Source organism: Haloarcula rara, assembly GCF_029338235.1.
GTDB classification, from domain to species: domain Archaea; phylum Halobacteriota; class Halobacteria; order Halobacteriales; family Haloarculaceae; genus Haloarcula; species Haloarcula rara.
Genome location: NZ_CP119785.1, coordinates 249,618 through 270,801 on the forward strand (window position 1 = coordinate 249,618; position 21,184 = coordinate 270,801).

The window sequence follows — 21,184 nt, forward strand, 5'->3', positions numbered from 1 at the left end:
GACTAGTGTTCGGGCTCGCCGGCCGGGGCTCGCATATCGTCTATCTTGAGAATGAGCTTGTTGCTCGTGTCGTCTTTGCCCTGCAACGTGCCGATAATCTGGAGTTTCGAGAGCGGGGTCGGCCCGACAGTGACGTCGTCGCCCTCGTGAAAGCCCGTGATGGAGCCCTGGAGCTGAATCTCGGCGCGGCACTGCTCGGGGTGGTGGACGCTGGTCAGGTCGATCTCCTCGACGTTAGCGTGTTCGACCAGTTCGCCGTTGTGGCGCAACGGGACCTCGGCGGCATGGTCCATCTCCTGAATCTGGAGCGTGTCGTAGGCGGTCGCGGTCGGCTTGTAGCCGCCCTTCGGGCCGGGAACGCCCTCGACCAGCTGGAGCGCTTTCAGGCTCTGCATCTGATTCCGGATAGTTCCCGGGTTGCGGTCTACTTTCTCGGCGATATCCTCGCCTTTGACGGCGCTTTCGCTCTCGCGGTACAGGTTTACCAGCTCCTGCAGAATGTTTTTTTGACTGGGTGTCAGCTCGATTGAAGACATAATCTTTCGTTCGGTACAGCCGCCCTTAAAAGCGACGGTGGCCCCAACCAGGAATCGGCTGGTCGTCAGCAGGGGCCAAAGCGAGAGCGACATCATTTTCACGGGTCCCCCGAGAATCCACCAGTATGAACGGAGCACGCGTGCTGGTCACCGGTGGCGGCGGGTTCATCGGGTCCAATCTGGCGAACCATCTCGCTGCCGATAACGACGTCATCGCACTGGACGATGGCTATCTCGGGACGCCGGAGAACGTAAACGCGGACGTCGAGTACGTCGACGGGAGCGTCCTGGACGAGGACCTGCCGACGGACGTGGACGTCGTCTTTCACCTGGCAGCGCTGTCCTCCTACGCGATGCACGAGGAGAACCCGACAAAAGGGGTCCGTGTCAACGTCGAGGGGTTCGTCAACGTGGTCGAACAGGCCCGCGAGGACGGCTGTGACACTGTCGTCTACGCCTCCACGTCGTCTATCTACGGCGACCGAAGCGAGCCGTCGCCCGAGGATATGCCGGTCACGGTCAACACTGGCTACGAGGCCTCGAAGCTCGCCCGTGAGCGCTACGCCGAGTACTTCCACAACCACTACGGGCTCTCGATGGCCGGGATGCGCTTCTTCTCGGTGTATCAGGGCATGGAGGAGGGCGCCGAGTCACACAAGGGCGACTACGCGAACCTCATCGCGCAGTTCGCCGACGACGTCGCTAACGGCCGCCACCCGGAGATATGGGGCGACGGGACACAGACGCGTGATTTCACACACGTCGACGACATCGTCCGCGGGCTCGAACTGGCCGCCGACCACGAACTGACCGGCATCTACAATCTCGGTACCGGCGAGCAGTACAGCCTCAACACGCTCGTCGACCGCATCAATGAGGCCCTCGGAACTGACGTCGAGCCGGTTTACGAAGACAACCCCATCCCCGAGGACGTCTACGTCCACGATACGATGGCTGATTCGACGAAGATGCGCGAAGCGACCGGCTGGGAGCCCGAAATTTCCTTCCACGAAGGCGTCGAGATGGTCTGTTCGCAGTACCAGTAGCGGGGGAGAATTTTACCCGTGCGGTGCGTAGACGGAGATATGGACGTCCGCGTGCTCGGCGTGCCGATGGACCTGGGAGCCGACCGCCGCGGTGTCGATATGGGGCCGTCGGCGATTCGGTACGCCGGCCTCGCGGCTCAGCTTGAAGCTATCGGTGCCAGCTGTACCGACGGCGGTGATATCTCGGTGCCGCGCCCCGAGGAACGCGACCCGGACGCCGCCGGGTTCGACGGCGGTCGGGCAAAGTTCCACCGTGAGACGAGAGCGGTCTGTGCCGACGTCAGAGACGCCGTCAGCCGGGCCGTCGACGGCGGCGAGACACCGCTGGTGCTGGGCGGTGACCACTCCATCGCTATCGGCTCCGTCGCGGGCGCGGCGGCGTCAGACGAGTCACTCGGCGTGGTCTGGTTCGACGCCCACGGTGATTTCAACACGCCGGCGACGACGCCGAGCGGGAACATCCACGGGATGGCACTGTCGGCCGTCCTGGGACACGCCGCCTTCGGCGGCGAGGCGTGGGGCCTCGAACCGGCCGTCAGCGAGGCGAACGTCGCGCTGGTGGGCGTTCGGGACGTCGACGACCAGGAACGGGAGTTGCTCCGGGAGAGCGACGTCGCCGTCTATACGATGTCGGATATCGACGCCCGCGGTGCACCGGCGGTCACTGCGGAGGCGCTGGAGCGAGCGACCGAGGACACCGACGGGCTGCACGTCTCACTGGACCTCGACTGGCTCGACCCCACGGAGGCCCCTGGCGTCGGTACGCCGGTCCGGGGCGGCGTCTCCTACCGGGAGGCCCACAGCGCGATGGAGGCCGTCGCCGACCACCGCGACCGGCTCCGCTCGCTCGACCTCGTCGAGGTGAACCCCGTCCTCGACGACCACAACCAGACTGCCAAACTCGCCTGTGAGCTGGCCGCCAGCGCCTTCGGAAAGCGGGTGCTCTAGGGCCCCGCGAGGAGGCCAGGGTAGTCGGCGATGATGCCGTCAGCGCCGGCCTCGATGGCGTCCCTCGCGTCCAGCCACGTCCGGACCGTCCAGGCGTTACAGTCTGCGCCGAGGTCCTCGGCGGTGGCGGCCATCTCGGGGTCGTGCTGGAGCAGCTCGACCGGCGGGTGAATCGCGTCCACGTCGTACCGCCGGGCGACGGTCTCGCCCGCCTCGGCGCAGTTCGGCGCGACCAGCGCGGCGACCCGGTCGGTCGACGGAGCGTCCTCGAGCGCGGCCAGCGCCCCCTCGCAGAACGACGAGAACAGCACGTCGTGGTCGAAGCGGTCGGTCACCGAACGCACCGACTCGACGAATGGTTCCCAGCGGCGGCGGGCCTGCCGTCGCGGGGCACCCCGAGCGCCTCCCCGGGCCGGGTATCGTCGCTCCCGGGATTTTTCAGTTCGACGTTGACGGTGACGGTCTCGGGAACGGCCGCCAGGACGTCCGCCAGCAACGGCACACGTTCGTCTGTGCCGAGCACTCGCGCAGCGGTCACCGCGGCCGTCGGTCGCTCCCAGACGACGCCGGTGCCGTCGGTGAGCGCACCCGATTCTCCGTCACCGTCCAGCCGCCGGTCGTGGAAGACGACGACATCGCCGTCCGCGGTCGGCTGGACGTCTATCTCGACGGCGTCGGCACCGTCGGCGACCGCCCCGCGGACGGCCCCGACGGTGTTCTCCGGATATTTGCCGGCGAAGCCGCGATGCGCGAAAACAGTCGGATGGGCCACAGTGTTACTGTTCGCCGGTGTCAGCAGCGTCAGTGGCCGCCGCGCCATCGCCAGCGTCGGCCGGCACCACCGTCACGCTTGCCACCGCATCGCCGTCGTCCAGTTCCATGATAGTCACACCCATCGTGTTCCGGCCGACCTGCGAGATGTCGCCAGACCGGATGCGCATGATCTGACCGCGCTCGGACATGATGACGAGGTCGTCGTCCTCGGTGACGGCCTTGGCCGTGCAGGCGCGGCCGTTGCGCTCGTCGGTCTTGATGTCGATGAGCCCCTGGCCGTAGCGGGACTGCGGGCGGTACTCCGAGAGACGGGTCCGCTTGCCGTAGCCGTTCTTCGTGACCGTCAGCAGCGACCGAGGGTCCTCGTCGGTGGTCGCGACCATCGCGGCTACCCGGTCGTCGTCCTGGAGTTTGATACCGTGGACGCCGCGTGCGGAGCGACCCATCTCGCTGACCTCGCTCTCGTCGAAGCGAATAGTCATCCCCTGCTCGGTCGCGATGACGAGGTCGCCGGTGCCGTCGGTGACGTCGACGTCGACGAGTTCGTCGCCGTCTTCGAGCTTGGCGGCCCGAATCCCCGTCGAGAGGATGTTCTCGAACTGGTCACAGCAGGTCCGCTTGACGTAGCCCTGGCGGGTGACCATCGTGATACACTCGTCGTCGTCGAAGTCGTCCGTGGAGACGACGGCTGTCAGTTCCTCGTCGGCGTCGAGGTCCAGCAGGTTGATGGCGGACTTCCCGCGGGCGGTGCGGGACATCTCCGGCACCTCGTAGGTCTTCAGTCGGTAGACCTGACCCTGGTTGGTGAAACAGAGCAGGTAGTCGTGGCTGTTCGCACGGAAGACCTTCGAGACGCGGTCGCCCTCCTTGGGGTCGGCACCGATGATGCCCTTCCCGCCGCGGTTCTGTGGGTCGAAGTTCGCGACAGGCATCCGTTTGATGTAGTCGTCCTCGGTGATGACGACGACGCAGTCTTCCTCCGGGATGAGGTCCTCGTGCGTGACCTGTCCCTCGTCCTCGATGATAGAGGTCCGGCGGTCGTCGTCGTACTCGTCTTTCATCGCCTGGAGTTCGTCGACGATGACCGAATCGAGTTTCTCGGCGCTCGCGAGGACGGATTCGAGGTAGTCGATGGTGTCCTGCACGTCCTCGTACTCGTCCTCGATTTCGGCGGCTTCCATCGAGGTGAGCGAGCCCAGTTGCATCCGGACGATGTGGGCCGCCTGCTCCTCGGAGAAGTCAAAGTGCTCGTGCAGACCGGCCCGGGCGGCGTCGCGGTCTTCGCTGTTGCGGATGAGTTCGACCACGTCCTCGACGTTTTCGAGGGCCTTCAGCCGACCTTCGAGGATGTGTGCGCGGTCCTCTGCCTCCGCTAAGTCGTGCTCGGAACGCCGACGGACGACCTCGCGGCGGTGGTCGACGTAGTGTTGCAGGGTCTCCTTCAGCGACAGCACCTTCGGCTGGCCGTCGACCAGCGAGAGATTGATGACGCCGAACGTGGACTCGAGGTGGTGGTCGAGCAGCCGGTTCTCGACCACGTCGACGTTCGCGCCCCGTTTGAGTTCGACGACGACGCGGACGCCGTTTCGGTCGGACTCGTCGCGCAGGTCCGAGATGCCCTCTATCTTGCCCTCGTTGACGTCCTCGGCGATACGCTCGACGACGCGGGCCTTGTTCTCCTGATAGGGCAGCTCGGAGATGACGATTCGCCCCTCTTCGCGGTCGACCTCGTACTCGGCGCGGACTCTGAGGCGGCCACGGCCCGTCGCGTACGCCGAGTAGATGGCGTCGCGGCCGACGATGTTCCCGCCGGTCGGGAAGTCCGGCCCCTTGACGTGTTCCATCAGGTCCTCGACGGTCGCGTCGGGGTTCTCGATGAGATGGGTCGTCGCGTCGACGAGTTCGCCGAGGTTGTGTGGCGGGATGTTCGTCGACATCCCGACGGCGATACCCGACGAGCCGTTCAGCAGGAGGCTGGGCACCTTCGCCGGGAGGACGTCCGGTTCCTGGAGGCGGTCGTCGTAGTTACTGGAGAAGTCGACGGTGTCCTTCTCGATGTCCGCGAGTAGCTCCTCGGCGATGGGGGCCATCCGGGCCTCCGTGTACCGCATGGCGGCAGCCGGGTCGCCGTCCATCGACCCGAAGTTCCCCTGGCCGTCCACGAGCGGGTAGCGCATCGAGAACTCCTGGGCCATCCGGACGAGCGTGTCGTAGATGGCGCTGTCACCGTGGGGGTGGTAGTCACCCATCGTCTCGCCGACGATGGAGGAGGACTTCCGGTGGGCGGTGTTCGAGGAGACGCCCATCTCGTGCATCGCATAGAGGATGCGCCGGTGGACGGGTTTCAGCCCGTCGCGGACGTCCGGCAGGGCCCGACCCGCGATGACCGACATCGCGTAGTCGATGTAGGACTGCTCCATCTCGTCCTCGATGCGGACGTGTTTGATTCGGTCAGCGGGCGCGTTGGGGTCGTCGGGTACGTCCGAGCTCATATGTCCACCCACTCCGCTTCAGGCGAGTGTTCCTTGATGAACTCCTTGCGCGGTTCGACGGCGTCGCCCATCAGGACGTTGAACATCTTGTCGGCGGCCGCGGCGTCCTCGATGGTAATCTGTTTGAGAATCCGGTGTTCCGGGTCCATCGTCGTCTCCCAGAGCTGCTGGGGGTTCATCTCTCCCAGCCCCTTGAACCGCTGGACCTGGGTCGGATTGCCGTCGCATTTCTCCTCGACGATGCGGTCCCGTTCTTCCTCGGTCATCGCGTCGTAGGTGTTCCCTCGATAGCGGACGCGATAGAGCGGGGGCTGGGAGGCGTAGACGTAGCCCGCCTCGATGAGCGGTTTCATGTGCCGATAGAGCAGGGTAAGCAGCAGGGTTCGGATGTGGGCGCCGTCGACGTCGGCGTCCGTCATCATGATAATCTTCTCGTAGCGCAGGTCGTCGATGTCGAACTCGTCGCCGATGCCGGTGCCAAGTGCCGTAATCAGATTGCGTATCTCGTTGTTCTCCAGAATCCGGTCCAGGCGGTGTTTCTCGACGTTCAGAATCTTCCCCTTGATGGGGAGGATAGCCTGGAACTCGGGGTTGCGGCCCTGTTTGGCGCTGCCGCCCGCGGAGTCGCCCTCGACGACGAACAGCTCGGCGTCCTCGGGGTCCCGCGTCTGGCAGTCAGCCAGTTTGCCGGGCAGCGCCGTCGAGTCGAGTGCCGACTTCCGACGGGTGAGCTCCTCGGCCTTCTTTGCGGCCTTGCGCGCCTTCGCGGCCTCGACGGCCTTGCCGACGATGGCCTCGGCGGTGTCGGGATGCTCCTCGAAAAAGGTCGAGAGCCCGTCGTGCATCGCGGACTCGACGATGCCCCGGACCTCGCTGTTGCCCAGCTTGGTCTTCGTCTGGCCCTCGAACTGCGGATCGGGGTGTTTCACCGAGATGACCGCGGTCAGCCCCTCACGGATATCGTCGCCCTTGAGGGTGTCGTCCAGGTCTTTCAGCAGGCCGTTGTCGGTCGCGTAGTCGTTGACCACGCGTGTCAGCGAAGTCTTGAAGCCGGTGAGGTGGTCACCGCCCTCGCGTGTGTTGATGTTGTTCGCGAAGGCGTGAATCGAGCCCTGCAGGTCGTCGGTGCCCTGCATGGCAATTTCGACCTGGACGACGCCCTCGGGAATCTCGGCCTCGTCCTCGAAGTAGATGACGTCGTGGTGGAGCGGCTCTTTCGTCTCGTTGAGATACTCGACGAACTCCTTGATACCGCCCTCGTACTCGAAGGTCTCGCTGTTGCCATCGCGCTCGTCTTCGAGACCGATAGCGACCCCTGAGTTGAGGAAGGCGAGTTCGCGCAGTCTGGACAGAAGCGTCGAGAAGGTGAACTCGCCGGTCTCGAATATCTCGTCGTCGGGCCAGAACCGCACTGTAGTACCCGTTTCCTCGTCCGGTTCGAGGTCACGAACCCTCTGTAAGTCGTACTCCGGCTCGCCGTGGTCGAAGCGCATCTTCCACAGCGCGCCGTCACGTTTGACCTCGACCTCGAGCCACTTCGAGAGGGCGTTTACGACGCTGACCCCGACGCCGTGTAGCCCGCCCGAGACCTGATAGGACTTGTTGTCGAACTTCCCCCCGGCGTGGAGGATGGTCATCACTACCTCGACAGCGGGGCGGCCGTGCTCTTCGTGTTCGTCCACGGGGATACCCCGGCCGTCGTCGCTGACGGAGACCGAGCCGTCGTCGTGGATAGTCACGTCGATAGTGTCACAGTACCCGGCGAGGGCCTCGTCGATAGCGTTGTCGACCACTTCGTAGACGAGATGGTGGAGACCCCGAGCGTCGGTCGATCCGATGTACATCGCCGGCCGTTTCCGGACGGCTTCTAACCCTTCCAGGGTCTGGATCGACTTTGCGCCGTACTCTTCAGACTCTCCTGACATAGGAACTGATTCCTCATAGTAGATGCGGGGTGATAAAGGTCCCGCACGCGCGTGCGCAAGCTGGAGAATCACTCTCAGTCGGCCGAAAACGGGCGCAGTCCCCGGTCCTTTTGTCCGTGCTCGGGTGGCCGGAACGAACACCGCCGTACACTGCAGTGGGGGCCGGCTGCCGGGCCGGCCACGGTTCAGTTTCACCGTGGTGGCGATTACCTTTTAACCCCGACGGCGGTACCTACCCTACGAAATGACATCGTTTCAGTCGCAACTCGGCGACGGGGAGGGCATCGCCGAGGAGCTGGCCCAGTCCCAGCGGGCCATCTCCATCGCCGAGTTCTTCGAGAAGAACAAGCACATGCTCGGCTTCGACTCGGGGGCCAGAGCGCTCGTCACCGCCGTAAAGGAGGCGGTCGACAACGCCCTGGACGCCTGCGAGGAGGCGGGTATCCTGCCCGACATCTACGTCGAGATACAGGAGGCTGGCGACTACTACCGCCTCATCGTCGAGGACAACGGACCCGGTATCACCAAGCAACAGCTCCCCAAAATCTTCGGGAAGCTCCTCTATGGCTCACGGTTCCACGCCCGCGAACAGAACCGCGGCCAGCAGGGTATCGGTATCTCCGCGGCGGTTCTGTACTCCCAGCTCACCTCCGGTAAACCCGCGAAAATCACCTCCCGTCCGAAGGGCCAGGCCGAGGCCCAGTACTTCGAGCTCATCGTCGATACCGACACGAACGAACCCGAGATAAGCGTCGACGAGACCACCGCCTGGGAACGGCCCCACGGCACCCGCATCGAACTGGAGATGGAGGCCAACATGCGGGCCCGGTCGAGCCTGCGCGAGTACATCCAGGACACCGCAGTCGTCAACCCCCACGCCCGCATCGAGTTCATGGAGCCGGGCCTCGAGGAGTCGCTGAAGTTCGAGCGCGTCGAGGGCGCCGACCTCCCGGCAGAGACCGAGGAGATTCGGCCCCACCCCCACGGCGTCGAACTCGGGACGCTCCTGAAGATGCTGGAGGCCACCGATTCGTACTCGATTTCGGGGTTCATGCAGGGCGAGTTCACCCGCGTCGGCCAGAAGACGGCCGACAGCGTCATCGCGAACTTCAACGACCGCCACTTCGGTCGCGGGATGGCCTGGTCACCGCCCGCGAGCCACGAGGACGCCGATATCGCGGCGGCCGTCGAGGACGCCGTCGCGAACAAGGGCGCGACCGCCACTGCGGCGTTCGCCGACGCAGTCACCGACGCTATCGAAGACCGGGGCCGTGTCGCCCACCACGACATCGTCGCAATCGTCGACGAGGCCGCCGACGAGGCGGAGGCCGACCACGACAAGACCTTCGGCTCCGCAGTCCGCGAGAACGCGGTCGAGGCGGCCTGGGCCGCCGTCACCGCCGAGCGGACGAGCGACCTCTACGAACTCGTCGACGCCGCCACCACGGTCCGGAAGGACGACGCGGCCGTCGAGGGACTGGCCTCGCGACTGGCCGAGAAGTTCGCGGACCCCGCGGACGCCGACGACGACGAACGCCGCCACCGCCTGACGCGCGAGCAGTTCCGCGAGTACGTCGACCGCGCCGCGGACATGACCGAAGAGCAAGACGAGGTGACCTTCGGCGAGACGGCACGCGAGAACATCGTCGACGAGCTGTGGGAGGTCGCCGGTCGCGTGCCCGACGACCCGCCCAAGGTCACCGACGTGGCGGGCGACCGCGACACGGCCAGCGAGCTGTTGACCGCGATGCGCGAGACCGACATCATCGCGCCGCCGACGGACTGCCTTGCGCCCATCACGGACGAGCTGGTGGAGTCCGGCCTCCGCAAAGAGTACGACGCAGACTTCTACGCCGCCTCCACCCGGGACGCGGCGGTCCACGGCGGCGACCCGTTCATCGTCGAGGCCGGCATCGCCTACGGCGGGGACCTCCCCGCCGAGGGGTCCGTGGAGGTACGGCGCTTCGCCAACCGGGTCCCGCTGGTCTACCAGCGCGGCGCCTGTGCGACGACGGACGTGGTCAAATCCATCAACTGGCGCAACTACAACCTGGACCAGCCCGGCGGCTCCGGTATCCCGAACGGTCCGGCCGTCATCATGGTCCACGTCGCGTCGACGAACGTCCCCTTCACCAGCGAATCCAAGGACGCCATCGCGAACGTCCCCGAGATGGAAGACGAGATAGAGCTCGCCATCCGGGAGGCCGCCCGCGAACTGAAGAGCTACCTGAACAAGCGCCAGTCGATGCAACAGCGCCGGGAGAAACAGGACAAGCTGGCGACCATCCTCCCGGAGATGGCCGAGAAGCTCACCGAGGTGACGGAAAGCGAGGAGCTGAACATCGACGACTCGCTGGCTCGCATCATGAACAACGTCCTCGTGGAACGCGAGGTAGAGGACGGAACGGTGCGACTGGTGGTCGAGAACAACGACGACACCAACGCCGAACTCGACGTGACCGACATCGTCAGCGTCGAGCCCGCAGACACCAACGGCGCACAGGTCGTCGAGATGGACGGCGAGTGGTTCGTGAAGTGGTCGCCGACGGTGGCGGCCGGCGAGAAAGCGGTACTGGAGTACAGCGTCGACGACGAGGCCGAATTCACCGTCTCGGTCGACGGCATCGAGGACGAGAAACTGACGGTGGACGCCTGACTATGAGTTCAGAGACAAAGACACAGGAGGAGGAGGCCCGCGAGAAGCTCATCGGCCTCGCCGAGGAGTTCTACGACCAGTTCGCCGAGGGGGACGTGCCGACGATGTCTATCCCGACGCGGACCAAATCGAACATCGAGTACGACGAGGACATGAACGTCTGGGTGTACGGGGACCGCAAGTCGACCCGCTCGGCCAAGACCGTCTCCGGCGCCGAGAAACTCCTCAAAGCCACCTACGCCATCGATTTCCTCGCCCAGCAACTGGAGGAGGACCGCTCCTCGACCCTGCGTGAACTGTACTACCTCTCGGAGTCGTGGGACCTCGAAGAGGCGCAGTTCAACAGCCAGGACGAGTCAAACGACCTCATCGAGGACTTAGAAATCGTCTCCGACGTCACCCGCGAGGACTTCCACATGCGCCCGGAGGAGTCCGGCGCGACCATCATGGGCCCGCTGAAACTCCGCGAGCAGACCCGCCGCGGTGAGCGGGAGATTCACTGCCAGAAGGACGTGGGCGAAGGCGGCTACCAGATTCCCAACAACCCGGACACCATCGAGTTCCTGGAGAACGACGCCGACTTCGTCCTCTGCGTGGAGACCGGTGGGATGCGCGACCGGCTCGTCGAGAACGGGTTCGACGAGGAGTACAACGTCATTGTCGTCCACCTCAAGGGCCAGCCCGCCCGGGCGACCCGACGCATCACCAAGCGGCTCCACGACGAACTGGACCTGCCGGTCACGGTCTTCACTGACGGGGACCCCTGGTCGTACCGTATCTACGGCTCGGTCGCCTACGGCTCCATCAAGTCGGCCCACCTCTCGGAGCACCTGGCGACGCCGGAAGCGCAGTTCATCGGCATCCGACCGGCCGACATCGTGGAGTACGACCTCCCGACAGACCCGCTGTCGGATTCGGACATCAACGCCCTGGAATCGGAGCTCGAGGACCCCCGCTTCCAGACGGAGTTCTGGAAAGAGCAGATAGAGCTCCAGCTCGACATCGGGAAGAAGGCCGAACAGCAGGCACTGGCCTCGCGAGGCCTGGACTTCGTCACCGAGACGTACCTTCCGGAGCGGCTCACTGAGATGGGAATCATCGAATAGTATCTGACGGCCAATTTCGGCGGCTCCGAATGCATTTTAGCGGCCGTTCCCGTACGTTCGAGTATGCCAGTCATGTCGAGTGACGATTTCTCGCTGCACCGCGAGGACTGCGGTGAGTTCGACGACGGGATGCCTATATCCTCGTTCCCCGACGAGGTCTCTTCTATCGAGGACTTAGACTGTGAGTGCTGGAGCGAGTTCGGGTCACTCACAGAGGTGTCGTGAGGGTGCTGTCCGTTGTCCCAGCCCAGGTCCGATAGAGGCGCTCAACAGCGGTTTGCGAGCATGCTGTCACGTTCCTCCTGTAGCAGGCCATCTATCGACAGGGCCGTCGGTTCGCCCACGTCGTACCGCACGCGTCTCGAGTCATAGGTGACGAGGCCGGCCGTTTCGAGTTTCGGGAGATGCGTGTGATAGAGCGACAGTTTCACGTCCTCGACAGCGGGTGGACTGGAGTCGGCCGGTGAATCACCCACCTCCCAGGCTGTGAGACGCTCCGCCAGCGAGTCCATCGACACGTCGCCATCTGTCTCGTCGAGGATACCGAGAACGAAGCGGCGACGAGGGTGACTGAGCAGTTCGAGGAGCCCGGAGAGAGTGAGTTCGTCGGCGACTGGCATTACGATGATTTCGGACAGCAGACATAATAGTCTTGCTCTCATGAATGTCCGATAATTTGGGCTATACCAAAATTACCTAGCTATTTATGCTGTTTTCTGCGCTAGAGTTGTATATATAGGCCAGATTGCCGTGTAGATTAACAAATATAGACACTCTTTGCTGTGTCACGTTCCGGGCGCGACAGAGACAGCGCTGTTCGGGGAGCAGCGCAACTCGAACACTGTCATCTCGACAGGGATGGCTACTGCTCGTCCAGTACGACCGGTACGCCCCGTCTCGCCACGTCCTCGGCGAACGCGCCCGAATCGGCCTCGAGCGCTTCGAACGTGTTGTAGTGAATCGGGAGGACGAGGTCGGGGTCCATCGCCTCGGCGAGGCCGGCGGCGTCGTGGCGGTCCATCGTGAAGCTGCTCGCGATGGAGGGACAGAACAGCGAGACGTCCAGTTCCGCGTGGCCGTCGAGCACGTCAGTGTCGCCGGGCCAGAACACCCGGGTGTCGTCCAGAGCGAGGAGGAACCCACAGCCGATACCCTTCGGGTGGATTGGGCTACCGTCGGCGCGAACGTTCGGCCCGTCCTCGCGATTGTACGCCGGCATCGTCCAGATAGGGACGTCGTCGACGAGCAGCTCGTCTTCCATCGACACCGTTCGGACCTCGTAGTCGAGGTCCGCGAACCGGTCGAGGTCGCGGTCAGTTGCGTGGACGTTGATGCCGTCGAACGCGACGACCGTGGCGTCCTCGCTTGCCACACGGCGGATGCCGTCCGGGTCGTAGTGGTGGACGTGGGTCACACAGACGATGTCGCCGTCCTGGGGGGCGTAGTCCCGTGCCGGCGGATGCCCGACGCCAGGAGTGTCCGGCCCCCACTCGCCGGTGAGCACGCCGTAACGGCCGGGGTCGAGGTAGACGACGGTGTCGTCGCTCGCCAGGCGAAGCGTCGCGTAGCCGAGCCACTCTGCAGTGATGCCGTCGTGACGGATGGTCATATCCACCGTTGTGCCAGCGCCGAGTTACGACTGTCGGTACCGACGACCCGACGAGCCCATCGGGTGTCGCAGGGCCGGCACCAGCGCCGGTATCGGAGTCCGACCGATATATCAGTGCCAGCACTGAGTGGACCCTATGGGCCTCGTCGCCGAGTTCGATATCGCCTGCGAAGCACTTCCGCTGGTCGGCGTCGCAGCCGCGAGATCGACGGCGACGCTCGTGCTGGAACTGCAGTACAATCACGGGAACCGACCACGGTTTCTCGTCACGGTCACCGGCGACCCAAACGGGTCGGTCGAATCGGCTTTCGAGAGCGCTCACGACGTCGACCGCTGGGCCCTCGTCGGCCGGGCCGGCGACACACGCCACTACCAGCTCCGTCCCGCACTGAGTTTCGAGGACCAGCTGGGCGACCACCTCGGGGACCTCGACGGGCTGGAACAGCTCGCGACGGCCGACGCTATCGTCGAGCGAATCGAGGTGACTCCCGACGGCTGGCGACAGACCGGCTGGTTCGCCGACCGGGCGGCGTTCGACCGGTTCAGGGCGTTCTGGCAGCAGGAAGACCGGTTTACGCTCCGCCGACTCACCGAGGACGGCGACCCGGAACCACCGGGCGAGGGGCTGACCGACCGCCAGCGCGAGGCGCTTCGAACGGCCTACGAGATGGGCTACTTCGACATCCCCCGTGACGCGTCGCTGGCGACGGTCGCCGCGGAACTGTCGCTGTCACCGTCGGCGCTGTCCGAACGCATCCGGCGTGCCCAGACGGAGCTCATCGAGGAGACAGTCGCGCGGACGTGGTCGCCGTTGCCCGCTGGGGACAGTACTTAAACAGCCGGAGTATTACGAGTCAGGGCCTTTCCCCGTGGTCACGGACCAGTAGGTCCCGGAATGCAGACAGTGACATCGACAGACGGTACCAGTATCGCATACGAAGACCACGGCGACGGCCACCCGCTCGTCCTCCTCCACGGCGGGTCGGTGACACGTCGTGCCTGGGAGCCGCTTCGCCGCGCGCTCGGTCCCGAGTTCAGGTTCGTCGTCCCCGACCGCCGTGGCCGGGGCGACAGCGGCGACGCCGCGGCGTACAGTCTGGCCCGCGAAGTGGCCGACCTGCGTGCGGTCCTCGACGACATCGACGGCGACGTGTCCGTCTTCGGTCACTCCTACGGTGCCGTCGTCGCCCTGGAGACGGCCCGGAAAACCGATATCGAGCGCTTGGTGCTGTACGAACCGCCCGTACAGGTCGGTGACCGTGACACCGGTGACCTGACGGCACGGCTACGCGAGCGCTGTGTAGCAGGTGAACGGACAGTCGCGATGAAACTGTTCTACCAGGAAGAAGTCGGTATCCCCGACCCCGAACGGCTCCCGGTCTGGCCGGACGGCGTCGACTTCAGGCTCGCGGACACGGTCCTCCGTGAGCAGGCCGCCCTCGACGGGTACGAGCTCCCCGAGGCGTCCGACATCGATGCCCCGGTGACACTGCTGACAGGCGAGCACAGCGCGCCGCATCTCCGTGCTGGCGCCCGAGAACTCGACACGCGCCTCGAGGACAGTCGCCTCGTGGAGGTCGACGCCGGCCACGTGGGGATTCAGTCGGCTCCGGACTCGGTCGCCCCGGCCCTCTCCAACATCGGGCAGTAATCGGTCCTCGGTCCGCTCTCTCCCCGCTGACGCCCTCTTTCGGCCGACACTACCCCTCGCTCCCTTCGGGTAACTCCACGGTTATGGAGACGAACTCGCTCTGTCCGGCCGCGGGATAGGGCTCGTCGGTCTCACCCGGGTTCTCGAAGTCGTAGTCCAGTTGCTGGTTCTCGTTCGTGTCCTGATGGGCGACCAGCACCAGCGGCTGCCGGTCGGGCGGTTGTTCATCGAGCGTGATCACCACGTCCTTGTGCGAGCCCGGTTCGAGGTACCCCGAGGTGCCCAGGACTGTGCCCTCGGCGTCCTGGGCGTGGACCACGACGAAGCCGCCGCTGGACATCGACGCCGAGTCGACGGTGAGCTGGCCGCCCTCGACGTTGGGGTTCTCGACGGTCATCGAGGCAACCGGCGAGGAGAGCAGGACGAAGGCGACGTAGGCAATACCCAGCAGGACGGCGGCGTGTGTGGCCCCGTCTTTGAGGCTCCCTTCGCCGAGCTGGCCACCGATGAACCCGGTCAGAACGGCCTGAATGAGCGCGATATGGAAGAACACGAGCGTGTAGGCGGCCTTGTCCACCTGGCCGAGGCGGGCGAACTGGTCGGTGTTGACGGCGAGACGATTCGTGTTCTCGGGCGTGGGAACCGACGACGGGAGCGCCGGGACGAGCACCTCCTGGACGGCGACGATGATGACGAGGAAGACGAAAAACGAGATGTAGATGACCACGAGATACGTCAGCATCTGCTGGCGCCGGCGGTTGCGCAGGCGGTGGTCGGCCCGAGCCTGCGTAGCCGCGATTCGCAACACCGGCCCCAGCTGTCCCGAGGCGTGCATCGCCTTCGTCAGCAACGTGACGACGCGGGAGATGGCGGTCGTCCGGATGCGGCGGCCGAAGCGGACGAGCGCGTCGTCGACGTTCGCGCCCATTCTGATATCGGCCCAGATGCGCTCGACCTCCGGGCTGAGCACGCCCACGTCGCTCCCACGGACCCGCCGGACGCTCTCGACGAGTGTCATTCCGGCCTCGTTGAGGCTGGCGAGCCGTTCCAGGAGTTCGGGGGTCGCCGCCTCGATGCGGCTGACCCGCCGAGTGTAGATGGTCCGGACGACCGCAAAGGAGCCAAGCACCAGGAGCAGCGACTGGACGACCAGGTCGTCCAGAATCCGGACGTTGACAGAGCTGGTCTGGAACGCCGACGGGAGGCGGACGGCAAACAGCACGAGTGCGACGGGAACCGCGATATAGAGCACGTGCGTCGGGTTCCAGACGAGCGTTCGAGCGGGCGAGCGCAGGGCTGCCTTGAGAGAGCCCAGCCGGTCGTGGAATCGCAGCCGCGCCCAGTTGGGGTTCCCATCGCGCACGGTGCCACCGTCCGTCAGCCCGGTCGCGCCACTGGCGTCCGACGGTCGCCCGAGCGTGGCAGTCCTGACACGTTCCAGCGCCCTCGTCGTGCCGGTCTCGCCGATGCCCAGCGCGGAGAGCTTCTGGTTGAGATACACCATGAACCCGACGTTCGCGAGCGGAATCGCGAGATAGCCAAGCAGCTGGAGGAACGGGAGGGTGTCCGTCGTCGTCAGCCCGAACACCATCAGGATAGTGATGAGAAAGAGGACGCCGGCGACGAAGATGGTGACGTACGCCTCGGCGACGGTCGCAAGCGACTCCAGCAGGTCCGCCTGGCGCTCTTCGGCCTCCTCCTGGTGGCGCTCGTACTGGTTGTGCAGGAACGACGAGAGCGACTGGCCGCTCTGGAGGACTGACGAGAGGTTCTCTGAGAAGGTCTTGAACCGCTCGCTGGGCGTCCGCCGGTTCATCCGTTTGATGGCCGATAGCATGTCCTGGCCGAACAGGTCCATCTCGCGGACGGCGACGCCGAACTCCCGGGCGTTCTCGCCGTATATCTCCTCGTTTTTCGCAAGGACCGTCATCACCTCCGGGAAGGACATCCCACCTCGGGAGAGGGCGTACATGAACGCGATGGTCCGGGCCATCCCCGCGTCGATGTTCCGCTGGCGCACGTCTGCCCTGCTTTTGGGCATCTCCCAGCGCATCACGTAGGTCAAAAGCGCCGTGACGCCGCCGAAGACGACGCCGCTCGTGATGAGGATGGCCAGTGTCTGGGTCTCAGAGAGGACGAGTTCGAACCCCCGGATGCCGAGCACGTTGACCATCGTCCGCGGCAGCCCCATCATGAGGTCGACGATGGTGGGGACAAGCAGGAGGAACCCGCCGACTGCGTAGGCGCCGGCGATGGCGCCCCCGATGGCTGCCAGCCCGGTGTAAAAGTAGGTCCGCGTGGCGTAGGTCCGGTAGGACTGGCCGACGTAGGCGGCCTCGAGCTGGCGCTCGCGCTCCGGCGAGTCGCTGACGTACCGACCGAAGAGCCGTCGGGCGATACGCGTCAGCCGGCGTTCGACGGCATCGCTGGCCGAGGAGAGGAAGACGAGAGCGAGAACCCCCACGACGACCAGAAGCGGTGCCAGTCCCAGCGGGTTCAGCGCCATCTTACGCTGACTCTGTGGAGCCGATTCGCTCCATCACTTGGGCTTTGTCCGCGTAGTACTTGTTGACCATCGCGGTGAAGCGACGGTAGTCGGTGACACCGCGCTCTTGGAGGAAAGTGAGGAAGCGCTTGCGGTCGTTTATCTCGGTGAGCAGTTCGGACTGGCTCCAGCCCCGTTCCTCGCGTATCTCGTCGACGAGCTCGCTGTTGCGTTCCTGGAAGGAGTCCCGCGTCGCTTCCCACGCGTAGGTCGTCGAGTAGTCCAGTTCGCCGGTCCGCTGGTCGATGCCCTCAATCTCCGCGAGCGTCTTCGCCCGGCGGACCCGCTCGTCGCCCGAACGGGCCAGCACCTGCACACAGAGGATATCGAGGCTCTGGACCATCGGCCGCGGGACGTTGATGGGCTCGTTCTCCAGGCGGTTGATTACCGTCTGGACGGAGTCTGCGTGCATCGTCGAGAAGGTCGTGTGGCCGGTGTTCATCGCCTGGAACAGCGTGATGGCCTCCTCGCCTCGGACCTCCCCGACGATGATGTACTCCGGCCGGTGGCGCAGGGCGGAGCGAAGCAGGTCGTACATCGTGATATCGGAGTCGTCCAACCGTTCCCGCGTGACCGAGGAGAGCCAGTTGTCGTGGTACAGCGAGAGCTCGCGGGTGTCCTCGATGGTCAGCACCTTCGAGCGGGGCGGAATGAACATCGCCAGCGCGTTCATCGAGGTGGTCTTGCCGGCCGCGGTCCCGCCGGCGAAGATGAGCGACTTGTTGGACTCGATGGCCAGCCAGAGGTAGGCGAGCATCTCCAGGGAGAAGGTGCCGAAGTTCAGCAGGTCGATGGGCGTAAAGGGTTCGTCGGCGTACTTCCGGATGGTAAAGGCCGACCCGCGCGGGGTGACCTCCTCGCCCAGTGCCAGTTCGATACGGGAACCGTCCGGCAGCGTCGTCGAGACGACGGGGTCAGAGATGGAGACGTGCCGGCCCGACCGCTGGGCGAGCTGGATGACAAAGTTGTTCAGCTCCTGTTCCTCGAAGGCGATGTTCGTCTCGATGTCGGTGTACTCGTCGTGGTAGACGAAGATGGGGAGGTCCGAGCCGTCACAGGAGATGTCCTCGATGGCCGGGTCGTGCATCAGCGGGTCGATGAGGCCATAGCCCTGGAACGAGCGATAGAGGTAATAAAAGAGCCGGTAGAAGGTCTCGGCCTCGATGACGACGCCGTACTCTTCCAGCCGGTCGTACAGCTCCTCGCGAAGCGCGTGTTCGGGGTCGTCGTCGACGCCGTCGCGGTAGATGAGCGGCCCGCGGATGTCCTCGTACAGTCGGTCGAGCAGTTCGGACTCGAAATCAGACAACGACGGCTCGACGACGTGGTATCGCTTCTCGTCGGTCTCGGGGTCGCGGTTGATGGAGACGAAGGCGAACGGGGCGTTGAGCCAGTAGCGTTCGAGTTCCTCCCACCCCTCCAGGCCCGAAAAGCGAGTCAGCGTCCCGTGGCGGGCCGGGTCGTAGTTCGATTCCGGCACCGCCGTCCCAGACAGGATGGTGGCGGTCCGGGAGAGCCACGCCTGTAGCTGGCCCAGGGGGTTCTGGACGCTGTCGCCGGGGTCGGGTGTCTCAGGGTTAGACATCGGTAAAGAGGTAGGTGCCGTGGATGTAGACTGGGTTTGGTTGCCAGCTACTTAAATTCGCTCGCCGACTCGGCAACTGTGTTCAGACCTGAGAACTGGTCGGCCGGGGCTAGGTCAGGTCGGCAGTGAGCAGGACGGCGGCGAGCACCGGCGCGACCAGCGCGCCGACGGGAATCGTCGTCCCGAGGAATCCGCCCTCGAGGTTCAGCAAGACCGTCGCGACCAGCACGAGCAGGCCGCCGACGCCGAGCAAGCCACCGAAGAGTCGAACCGGGTGGAGCGGGAGCAGGTCGGTGAACTCCATCTCGCGATGGTAGTAGTAGGCGCTGGCGCCGACGGCGACGGCCAGCACAGCCAGTGCGAGCGTCCAGAGGACGGCCGCACGGCCGATGTTGTCCGGGAACTCCATCACCCGCCAGGCCCAGACGAAGTTCAGTTCGTTCGGGATGGAGACGCCGTACAGATACTGGATTCTGAAGGGGAGAAACCGAAACACGACGCCCGTTATCTGCCCGTTCCCGAAGACGGAGACCGACCAGGGCGCGACGGCCACTAGCCACGTCGACAGCACTGCCAGTTCACCGGCGTACTCGGATTTGACCCACGCCATGCTGTTTGCAGGGCCACCGTCGACCGTGTAAAAGCTACCGGTCACACCGCCGGCTGTAACAAACTGAGATACGCCGCCACCCGGAGTGGGCGATATTCTTTACGAACACACAGCCGGCAGTGTCAGCCACGGGATAGCGCGCCGATACGTTCTTTGGGACGGCCATCCAAGCTACCCTATCCGAATGAGGCGCGACTACTTCACCATCGACTTCCGGCCGGAACCGGGCGACGACGGTATCCCCACGATAGCGATAGAGTACACCGGCCCGTCTGGCGGGCTTCGGGACCGCCTCACCGAAACAGCGGAGGCGACGCTAGACTCCAGCGAATTAGACGTGGCGTTCCGTCACCAGGCCGACTCCGACGACGGTGTCCTCTCGCTGACTGACCGGCTGACCGGGGAGTTCATCTTCGAGGTGGCCGCTCCCGTCGAAGCGGTGGATGCACTCGTCTCGGCGGCCCAGCGACACGACGGGGACGGTGAGTACGAGGTGCGGCTGACCGACAGCAACGGGAAGTCGCTGGTCTACGAGAAATCGATCCTGCTGGTGTACGACCAGGAAGGGGACCTCCTGCGCAACCGCAGCCTCATTCCGGGCAGCGTCGAACTCTAGAGCCGGTCGCACAGTGCCGGCAGCACGGTCGTCACGTCCTCGCGAAACACATAGTCAGCCGCCTCGTCGTGGGACGTGGCGTCGAAGTTCACGACGGCGAGCGTCGCGCCCGCCTCCAGGGCGATTCTGGGCAACAGCGCGGCGGGCCGGACCGACAGCGACGACCCCACGGCCAGGAACACGTCGCTCTCGCGGGCCAGCCGCTGGGCCTCCGCCAGCGCCGCATCGGCGAGTGACTCGCCGAACAGCACCACGTCGGGCCGGTAGATGCCACCACAGTCACAGCGGGGCGGGAGCGAGGCGTCTGTGCCCGCACTCGCCGCGTCGGCCGCCCGGTCGAACACCGGCTCGGCCGGTTCGGTCGTCCCGCAGTCGTCACAGCGTACCCGTCGGTTCGTCCCGTGGAGTTCGACGACGTGAGCGCTCCCGGCGGCCGTGTGGAGCCCGTCGACGTTCTGTGTGAGTACCGCCTCGAGGTGGCCGTCGCCTTCCATCGCCGCGAGCGCGTCGTGTGCGGCATTTGGCTCGGGGTCGCCCCCGACCAGCTCCGCGCGAAGCTCGATACGGTCGGCCCAGAACCCGGCCGGGTCGGCGTCGAGGCGCCGGCGATGGAACGCCTTCGGGTCCCACTCGGCCCAGATACCGTCCTCACCCCGGAACGACGGAATGCCAGAGGCCGTCGAGACGCCCGCGCCCGACAGCGCGACAGTGGTGTCGGCGGTGCGGACCGCGGCCCCGAGCGAATCGAGTGCGTCGTCGTTCATAGGTCCAGGAGCGAACCCGACCGCCAAAACAGCGTCGCACGACAGCGCCACTGTCACCGTAATCTACGCTCGCTGGACCGTGGGAAAATTGGAGTTATAAGGTTATATATCCTACATTACGACGGCCAGATGAACCCCTCCAGTCGCGATATATCGGCGTTGACGAACGGCTCGACGAGCGACGGACCGCGGTACGGCGAGATAACCGAGTGTGAACTGTGCGAGAACGAACGACACTGCACCGACCGCTGTGGGATGCTCACCTGTCCCGCCTGTCAGGCCGATTTCTTGCCCTGAACAGACAGGGTTTCGTGCGAGGAT

General features: G+C 65.1%; 20 protein-coding genes. 9 read left to right on the forward strand and 11 right to left on the reverse strand.

The window, feature by feature from the left end:
- Positions 1-2: 2 nt before the first annotated feature.
- The gene (locus P1K32_RS01255) at positions 3-536 is read right to left on the reverse strand and encodes an HTH domain-containing protein (protein WP_276250919.1); all 534 of its coding nucleotides are present in this window, start codon (positions 534-536) and stop codon (positions 3-5) included.
- A gap of 125 nt (positions 537-661) precedes the next feature.
- Between P1K32_RS01255 and P1K32_RS01260 the strand changes: the two genes are divergently transcribed.
- Together P1K32_RS01260 and rocF are read left to right on the forward strand one after the other, a co-directional pair.
- Positions 662-1,582 (forward strand): NAD-dependent epimerase/dehydratase family protein, encoded by a 921-nt coding sequence (locus P1K32_RS01260; protein ID WP_276250920.1) that lies wholly within the window; start codon positions 662-664, stop codon positions 1,580-1,582.
- Between the two features lie 39 nt (positions 1,583-1,621).
- Positions 1,622-2,530 carry an arginase gene (gene rocF, locus P1K32_RS01265; RefSeq protein WP_276250921.1) on the forward strand — a complete coding sequence of 303 codons (909 nt, stop codon included), beginning with the start codon at positions 1,622-1,624 and terminating at the stop codon, positions 2,528-2,530.
- Here rocF and P1K32_RS01270 read toward each other — a convergent pair.
- From P1K32_RS01270 to gyrB, 4 genes are read right to left on the reverse strand one after another with little or no spacing between them, the layout of a single operon-like run.
- A complete protein-coding gene (locus P1K32_RS01270) occupies positions 2,527-2,865 on the reverse strand; it encodes a glycerophosphodiester phosphodiesterase (RefSeq protein ID WP_276250922.1) in 339 nt (112 codons plus the stop codon). The two genes, rocF and P1K32_RS01270, sit on opposite strands and share 4 nt — an antisense overlap.
- On the reverse strand, positions 2,862-3,350 hold the full coding sequence (locus P1K32_RS01275) for a glycerophosphodiester phosphodiesterase (protein WP_276250923.1): 489 nt from the start codon (positions 3,348-3,350) through the stop codon (positions 2,862-2,864). The genes P1K32_RS01270 and P1K32_RS01275 overlap by 4 nt, the downstream gene beginning before the upstream one ends.
- The gene (gene gyrA / locus P1K32_RS01280) at positions 3,307-5,796 is read right to left on the reverse strand and encodes a DNA gyrase subunit A (protein ID WP_276250924.1); all 2,490 of its coding nucleotides are present in this window, start codon (positions 5,794-5,796) and stop codon (positions 3,307-3,309) included. Before gyrA ends, P1K32_RS01275 begins: the two co-directional genes overlap by 44 nt.
- Complete coding sequence (gyrB, locus tag P1K32_RS01285; protein ID WP_276250925.1) at positions 5,793-7,721, reverse strand: DNA topoisomerase (ATP-hydrolyzing) subunit B; 1,929 nt, start codon at positions 7,719-7,721, stop codon at positions 5,793-5,795. The genes gyrA and gyrB overlap by 4 nt, the downstream gene beginning before the upstream one ends.
- Positions 7,722-7,965: 244 nt before the next feature.
- Here gyrB and P1K32_RS01290 point away from each other — a divergent pair, with 244 nt between their 5' ends.
- From P1K32_RS01290 to P1K32_RS01300, 3 genes are all read left to right on the forward strand, one after another.
- The gene (locus P1K32_RS01290; protein WP_276250926.1) at positions 7,966-10,377 is read left to right on the forward strand and encodes a DNA topoisomerase VI subunit B; all 2,412 of its coding nucleotides are present in this window, start codon (positions 7,966-7,968) and stop codon (positions 10,375-10,377) included.
- A 2-nt stretch (positions 10,378-10,379) separates the two neighbouring features.
- Positions 10,380-11,483: a DNA topoisomerase IV subunit A gene (locus tag P1K32_RS01295; RefSeq protein WP_276250927.1), complete on the forward strand. Its 1,104-nt coding sequence runs from the start codon at positions 10,380-10,382 to the stop codon at positions 11,481-11,483.
- Positions 11,484-11,546: 63 nt separating this feature from the next.
- Positions 11,547-11,708 (forward strand): hypothetical protein, encoded by a 162-nt coding sequence (locus P1K32_RS01300; protein WP_276250928.1) that lies wholly within the window; start codon positions 11,547-11,549, stop codon positions 11,706-11,708.
- Between the two features lie 41 nt (positions 11,709-11,749).
- Here the strand turns inward: P1K32_RS01300 and P1K32_RS01305 are convergent, their stop codons facing one another.
- Together P1K32_RS01305 and P1K32_RS01310 are read right to left on the reverse strand one after the other, a co-directional pair.
- Positions 11,750-12,103: a DUF7344 domain-containing protein gene (locus P1K32_RS01305; RefSeq protein WP_276250929.1), complete on the reverse strand. Its 354-nt coding sequence runs from the start codon at positions 12,101-12,103 to the stop codon at positions 11,750-11,752.
- A gap of 242 nt (positions 12,104-12,345) precedes the next feature.
- Entirely contained in the window at positions 12,346-13,092 is a 747-nt protein-coding gene (locus P1K32_RS01310) for an MBL fold metallo-hydrolase (RefSeq protein ID WP_276250930.1), read from the reverse strand.
- Between the two features lie 136 nt (positions 13,093-13,228).
- On the opposite strand from P1K32_RS01310, the gene P1K32_RS01315 reads away from it, so the two are divergent.
- Both P1K32_RS01315 and P1K32_RS01320 read left to right on the forward strand, forming a co-directional pair.
- Positions 13,229-13,927, forward strand: coding sequence for a helix-turn-helix domain-containing protein (locus P1K32_RS01315; protein WP_276250931.1), 699 nt, complete (start codon positions 13,229-13,231; stop codon positions 13,925-13,927).
- 60 nt (positions 13,928-13,987) lie between these two features.
- Positions 13,988-14,743 (forward strand): alpha/beta fold hydrolase, encoded by a 756-nt coding sequence (locus P1K32_RS01320; RefSeq protein ID WP_276250932.1) that lies wholly within the window; start codon positions 13,988-13,990, stop codon positions 14,741-14,743.
- Positions 14,744-14,792: 49 nt separating this feature from the next.
- On the opposite strand, the gene P1K32_RS01325 is transcribed toward P1K32_RS01320, so the two are convergent.
- The 3 genes from P1K32_RS01325 to P1K32_RS01335 form a co-directional block, all read right to left on the reverse strand.
- A complete protein-coding gene (locus tag P1K32_RS01325; RefSeq protein WP_276250933.1) occupies positions 14,793-17,249 on the reverse strand; it encodes a type II secretion system F family protein in 2,457 nt (818 codons plus the stop codon).
- A gap of 1 nt (position 17,250) precedes the next feature.
- Complete coding sequence (locus P1K32_RS01330) at positions 17,251-18,873, reverse strand: type II/IV secretion system ATPase subunit (RefSeq protein ID WP_276250934.1); 1,623 nt, start codon at positions 18,871-18,873, stop codon at positions 17,251-17,253.
- Positions 18,874-18,982: 109 nt separating this feature from the next.
- Positions 18,983-19,483 carry a DUF7549 family protein gene (locus tag P1K32_RS01335; RefSeq protein WP_276250935.1) on the reverse strand — a complete coding sequence of 167 codons (501 nt, stop codon included), beginning with the start codon at positions 19,481-19,483 and terminating at the stop codon, positions 18,983-18,985.
- A 184-nt stretch (positions 19,484-19,667) separates the two neighbouring features.
- Between P1K32_RS01335 and P1K32_RS01340 the strand changes: the two genes are divergently transcribed.
- Entirely contained in the window at positions 19,668-20,099 is a 432-nt protein-coding gene (locus P1K32_RS01340) for a DUF5793 family protein (RefSeq protein WP_276250936.1), read from the forward strand.
- Here the strand turns inward: P1K32_RS01340 and P1K32_RS01345 are convergent.
- A complete protein-coding gene (locus tag P1K32_RS01345) occupies positions 20,096-20,863 on the reverse strand; it encodes an NAD-dependent protein deacylase (protein WP_276250937.1) in 768 nt (255 codons plus the stop codon). The two genes, P1K32_RS01340 and P1K32_RS01345, sit on opposite strands and share 4 nt — an antisense overlap.
- Before the next feature lie 129 nt (positions 20,864-20,992).
- Here P1K32_RS01345 and P1K32_RS01350 point away from each other — a divergent pair, with 129 nt between their 5' ends.
- The gene (locus tag P1K32_RS01350; RefSeq protein ID WP_276250938.1) at positions 20,993-21,160 is read left to right on the forward strand and encodes a hypothetical protein; all 168 of its coding nucleotides are present in this window, start codon (positions 20,993-20,995) and stop codon (positions 21,158-21,160) included.
- The last annotated feature ends 24 nt before the right edge of the window (positions 21,161-21,184 follow it).

Excerpts from the sequence above, each read along its gene's own strand:
- P1K32_RS01255 (WP_276250919.1), bottom strand. The coding sequence starts at position 536 with ATGTCTTCAATCGAGCTGACACCCAGTCAAAAAAACATTCTGCAGGAG.
- P1K32_RS01260 (WP_276250920.1), top strand. The coding sequence starts at position 662 with ATGAACGGAGCACGCGTGCTGGTCACCGGTGGCGGCGGGTTCATCGGG.
- rocF (WP_276250921.1), top strand. The coding sequence starts at position 1,622 with ATGGACGTCCGCGTGCTCGGCGTGCCGATGGACCTGGGAGCCGACCGC.
- P1K32_RS01275 (WP_276250923.1), bottom strand. The coding sequence starts at position 3,350 with ATGGCGCGGCGGCCACTGACGCTGCTGACACCGGCGAACAGTAACACT.
- gyrA (WP_276250924.1), bottom strand. The coding sequence starts at position 5,796 with ATGAGCTCGGACGTACCCGACGACCCCAACGCGCCCGCTGACCGAATC.
- gyrB (WP_276250925.1), bottom strand. The coding sequence starts at position 7,721 with ATGTCAGGAGAGTCTGAAGAGTACGGCGCAAAGTCGATCCAGACCCTG.
- P1K32_RS01290 (WP_276250926.1), top strand. The coding sequence starts at position 7,966 with ATGACATCGTTTCAGTCGCAACTCGGCGACGGGGAGGGCATCGCCGAG.
- P1K32_RS01295 (WP_276250927.1), top strand. The coding sequence starts at position 10,380 with ATGAGTTCAGAGACAAAGACACAGGAGGAGGAGGCCCGCGAGAAGCTC.
- P1K32_RS01300 (WP_276250928.1), top strand. The coding sequence starts at position 11,547 with ATGCCAGTCATGTCGAGTGACGATTTCTCGCTGCACCGCGAGGACTGC.
- P1K32_RS01305 (WP_276250929.1), bottom strand. The coding sequence starts at position 12,103 with ATGCCAGTCGCCGACGAACTCACTCTCTCCGGGCTCCTCGAACTGCTC.
- P1K32_RS01310 (WP_276250930.1), bottom strand. The coding sequence starts at position 13,092 with ATGACCATCCGTCACGACGGCATCACTGCAGAGTGGCTCGGCTACGCG.
- P1K32_RS01315 (WP_276250931.1), top strand. The coding sequence starts at position 13,229 with ATGGGCCTCGTCGCCGAGTTCGATATCGCCTGCGAAGCACTTCCGCTG.
- P1K32_RS01320 (WP_276250932.1), top strand. The coding sequence starts at position 13,988 with ATGCAGACAGTGACATCGACAGACGGTACCAGTATCGCATACGAAGAC.
- P1K32_RS01325 (WP_276250933.1), bottom strand. The coding sequence starts at position 17,249 with ATGGCGCTGAACCCGCTGGGACTGGCACCGCTTCTGGTCGTCGTGGGG.
- P1K32_RS01330 (WP_276250934.1), bottom strand. The coding sequence starts at position 18,873 with ATGTCTAACCCTGAGACACCCGACCCCGGCGACAGCGTCCAGAACCCC.
- P1K32_RS01335 (WP_276250935.1), bottom strand. The coding sequence starts at position 19,483 with ATGGCGTGGGTCAAATCCGAGTACGCCGGTGAACTGGCAGTGCTGTCG.
- P1K32_RS01340 (WP_276250936.1), top strand. The coding sequence starts at position 19,668 with ATGAGGCGCGACTACTTCACCATCGACTTCCGGCCGGAACCGGGCGAC.
- P1K32_RS01345 (WP_276250937.1), bottom strand. The coding sequence starts at position 20,863 with ATGAACGACGACGCACTCGATTCGCTCGGGGCCGCGGTCCGCACCGCC.
- P1K32_RS01350 (WP_276250938.1), top strand. The coding sequence starts at position 20,993 with ATGAACCCCTCCAGTCGCGATATATCGGCGTTGACGAACGGCTCGACG.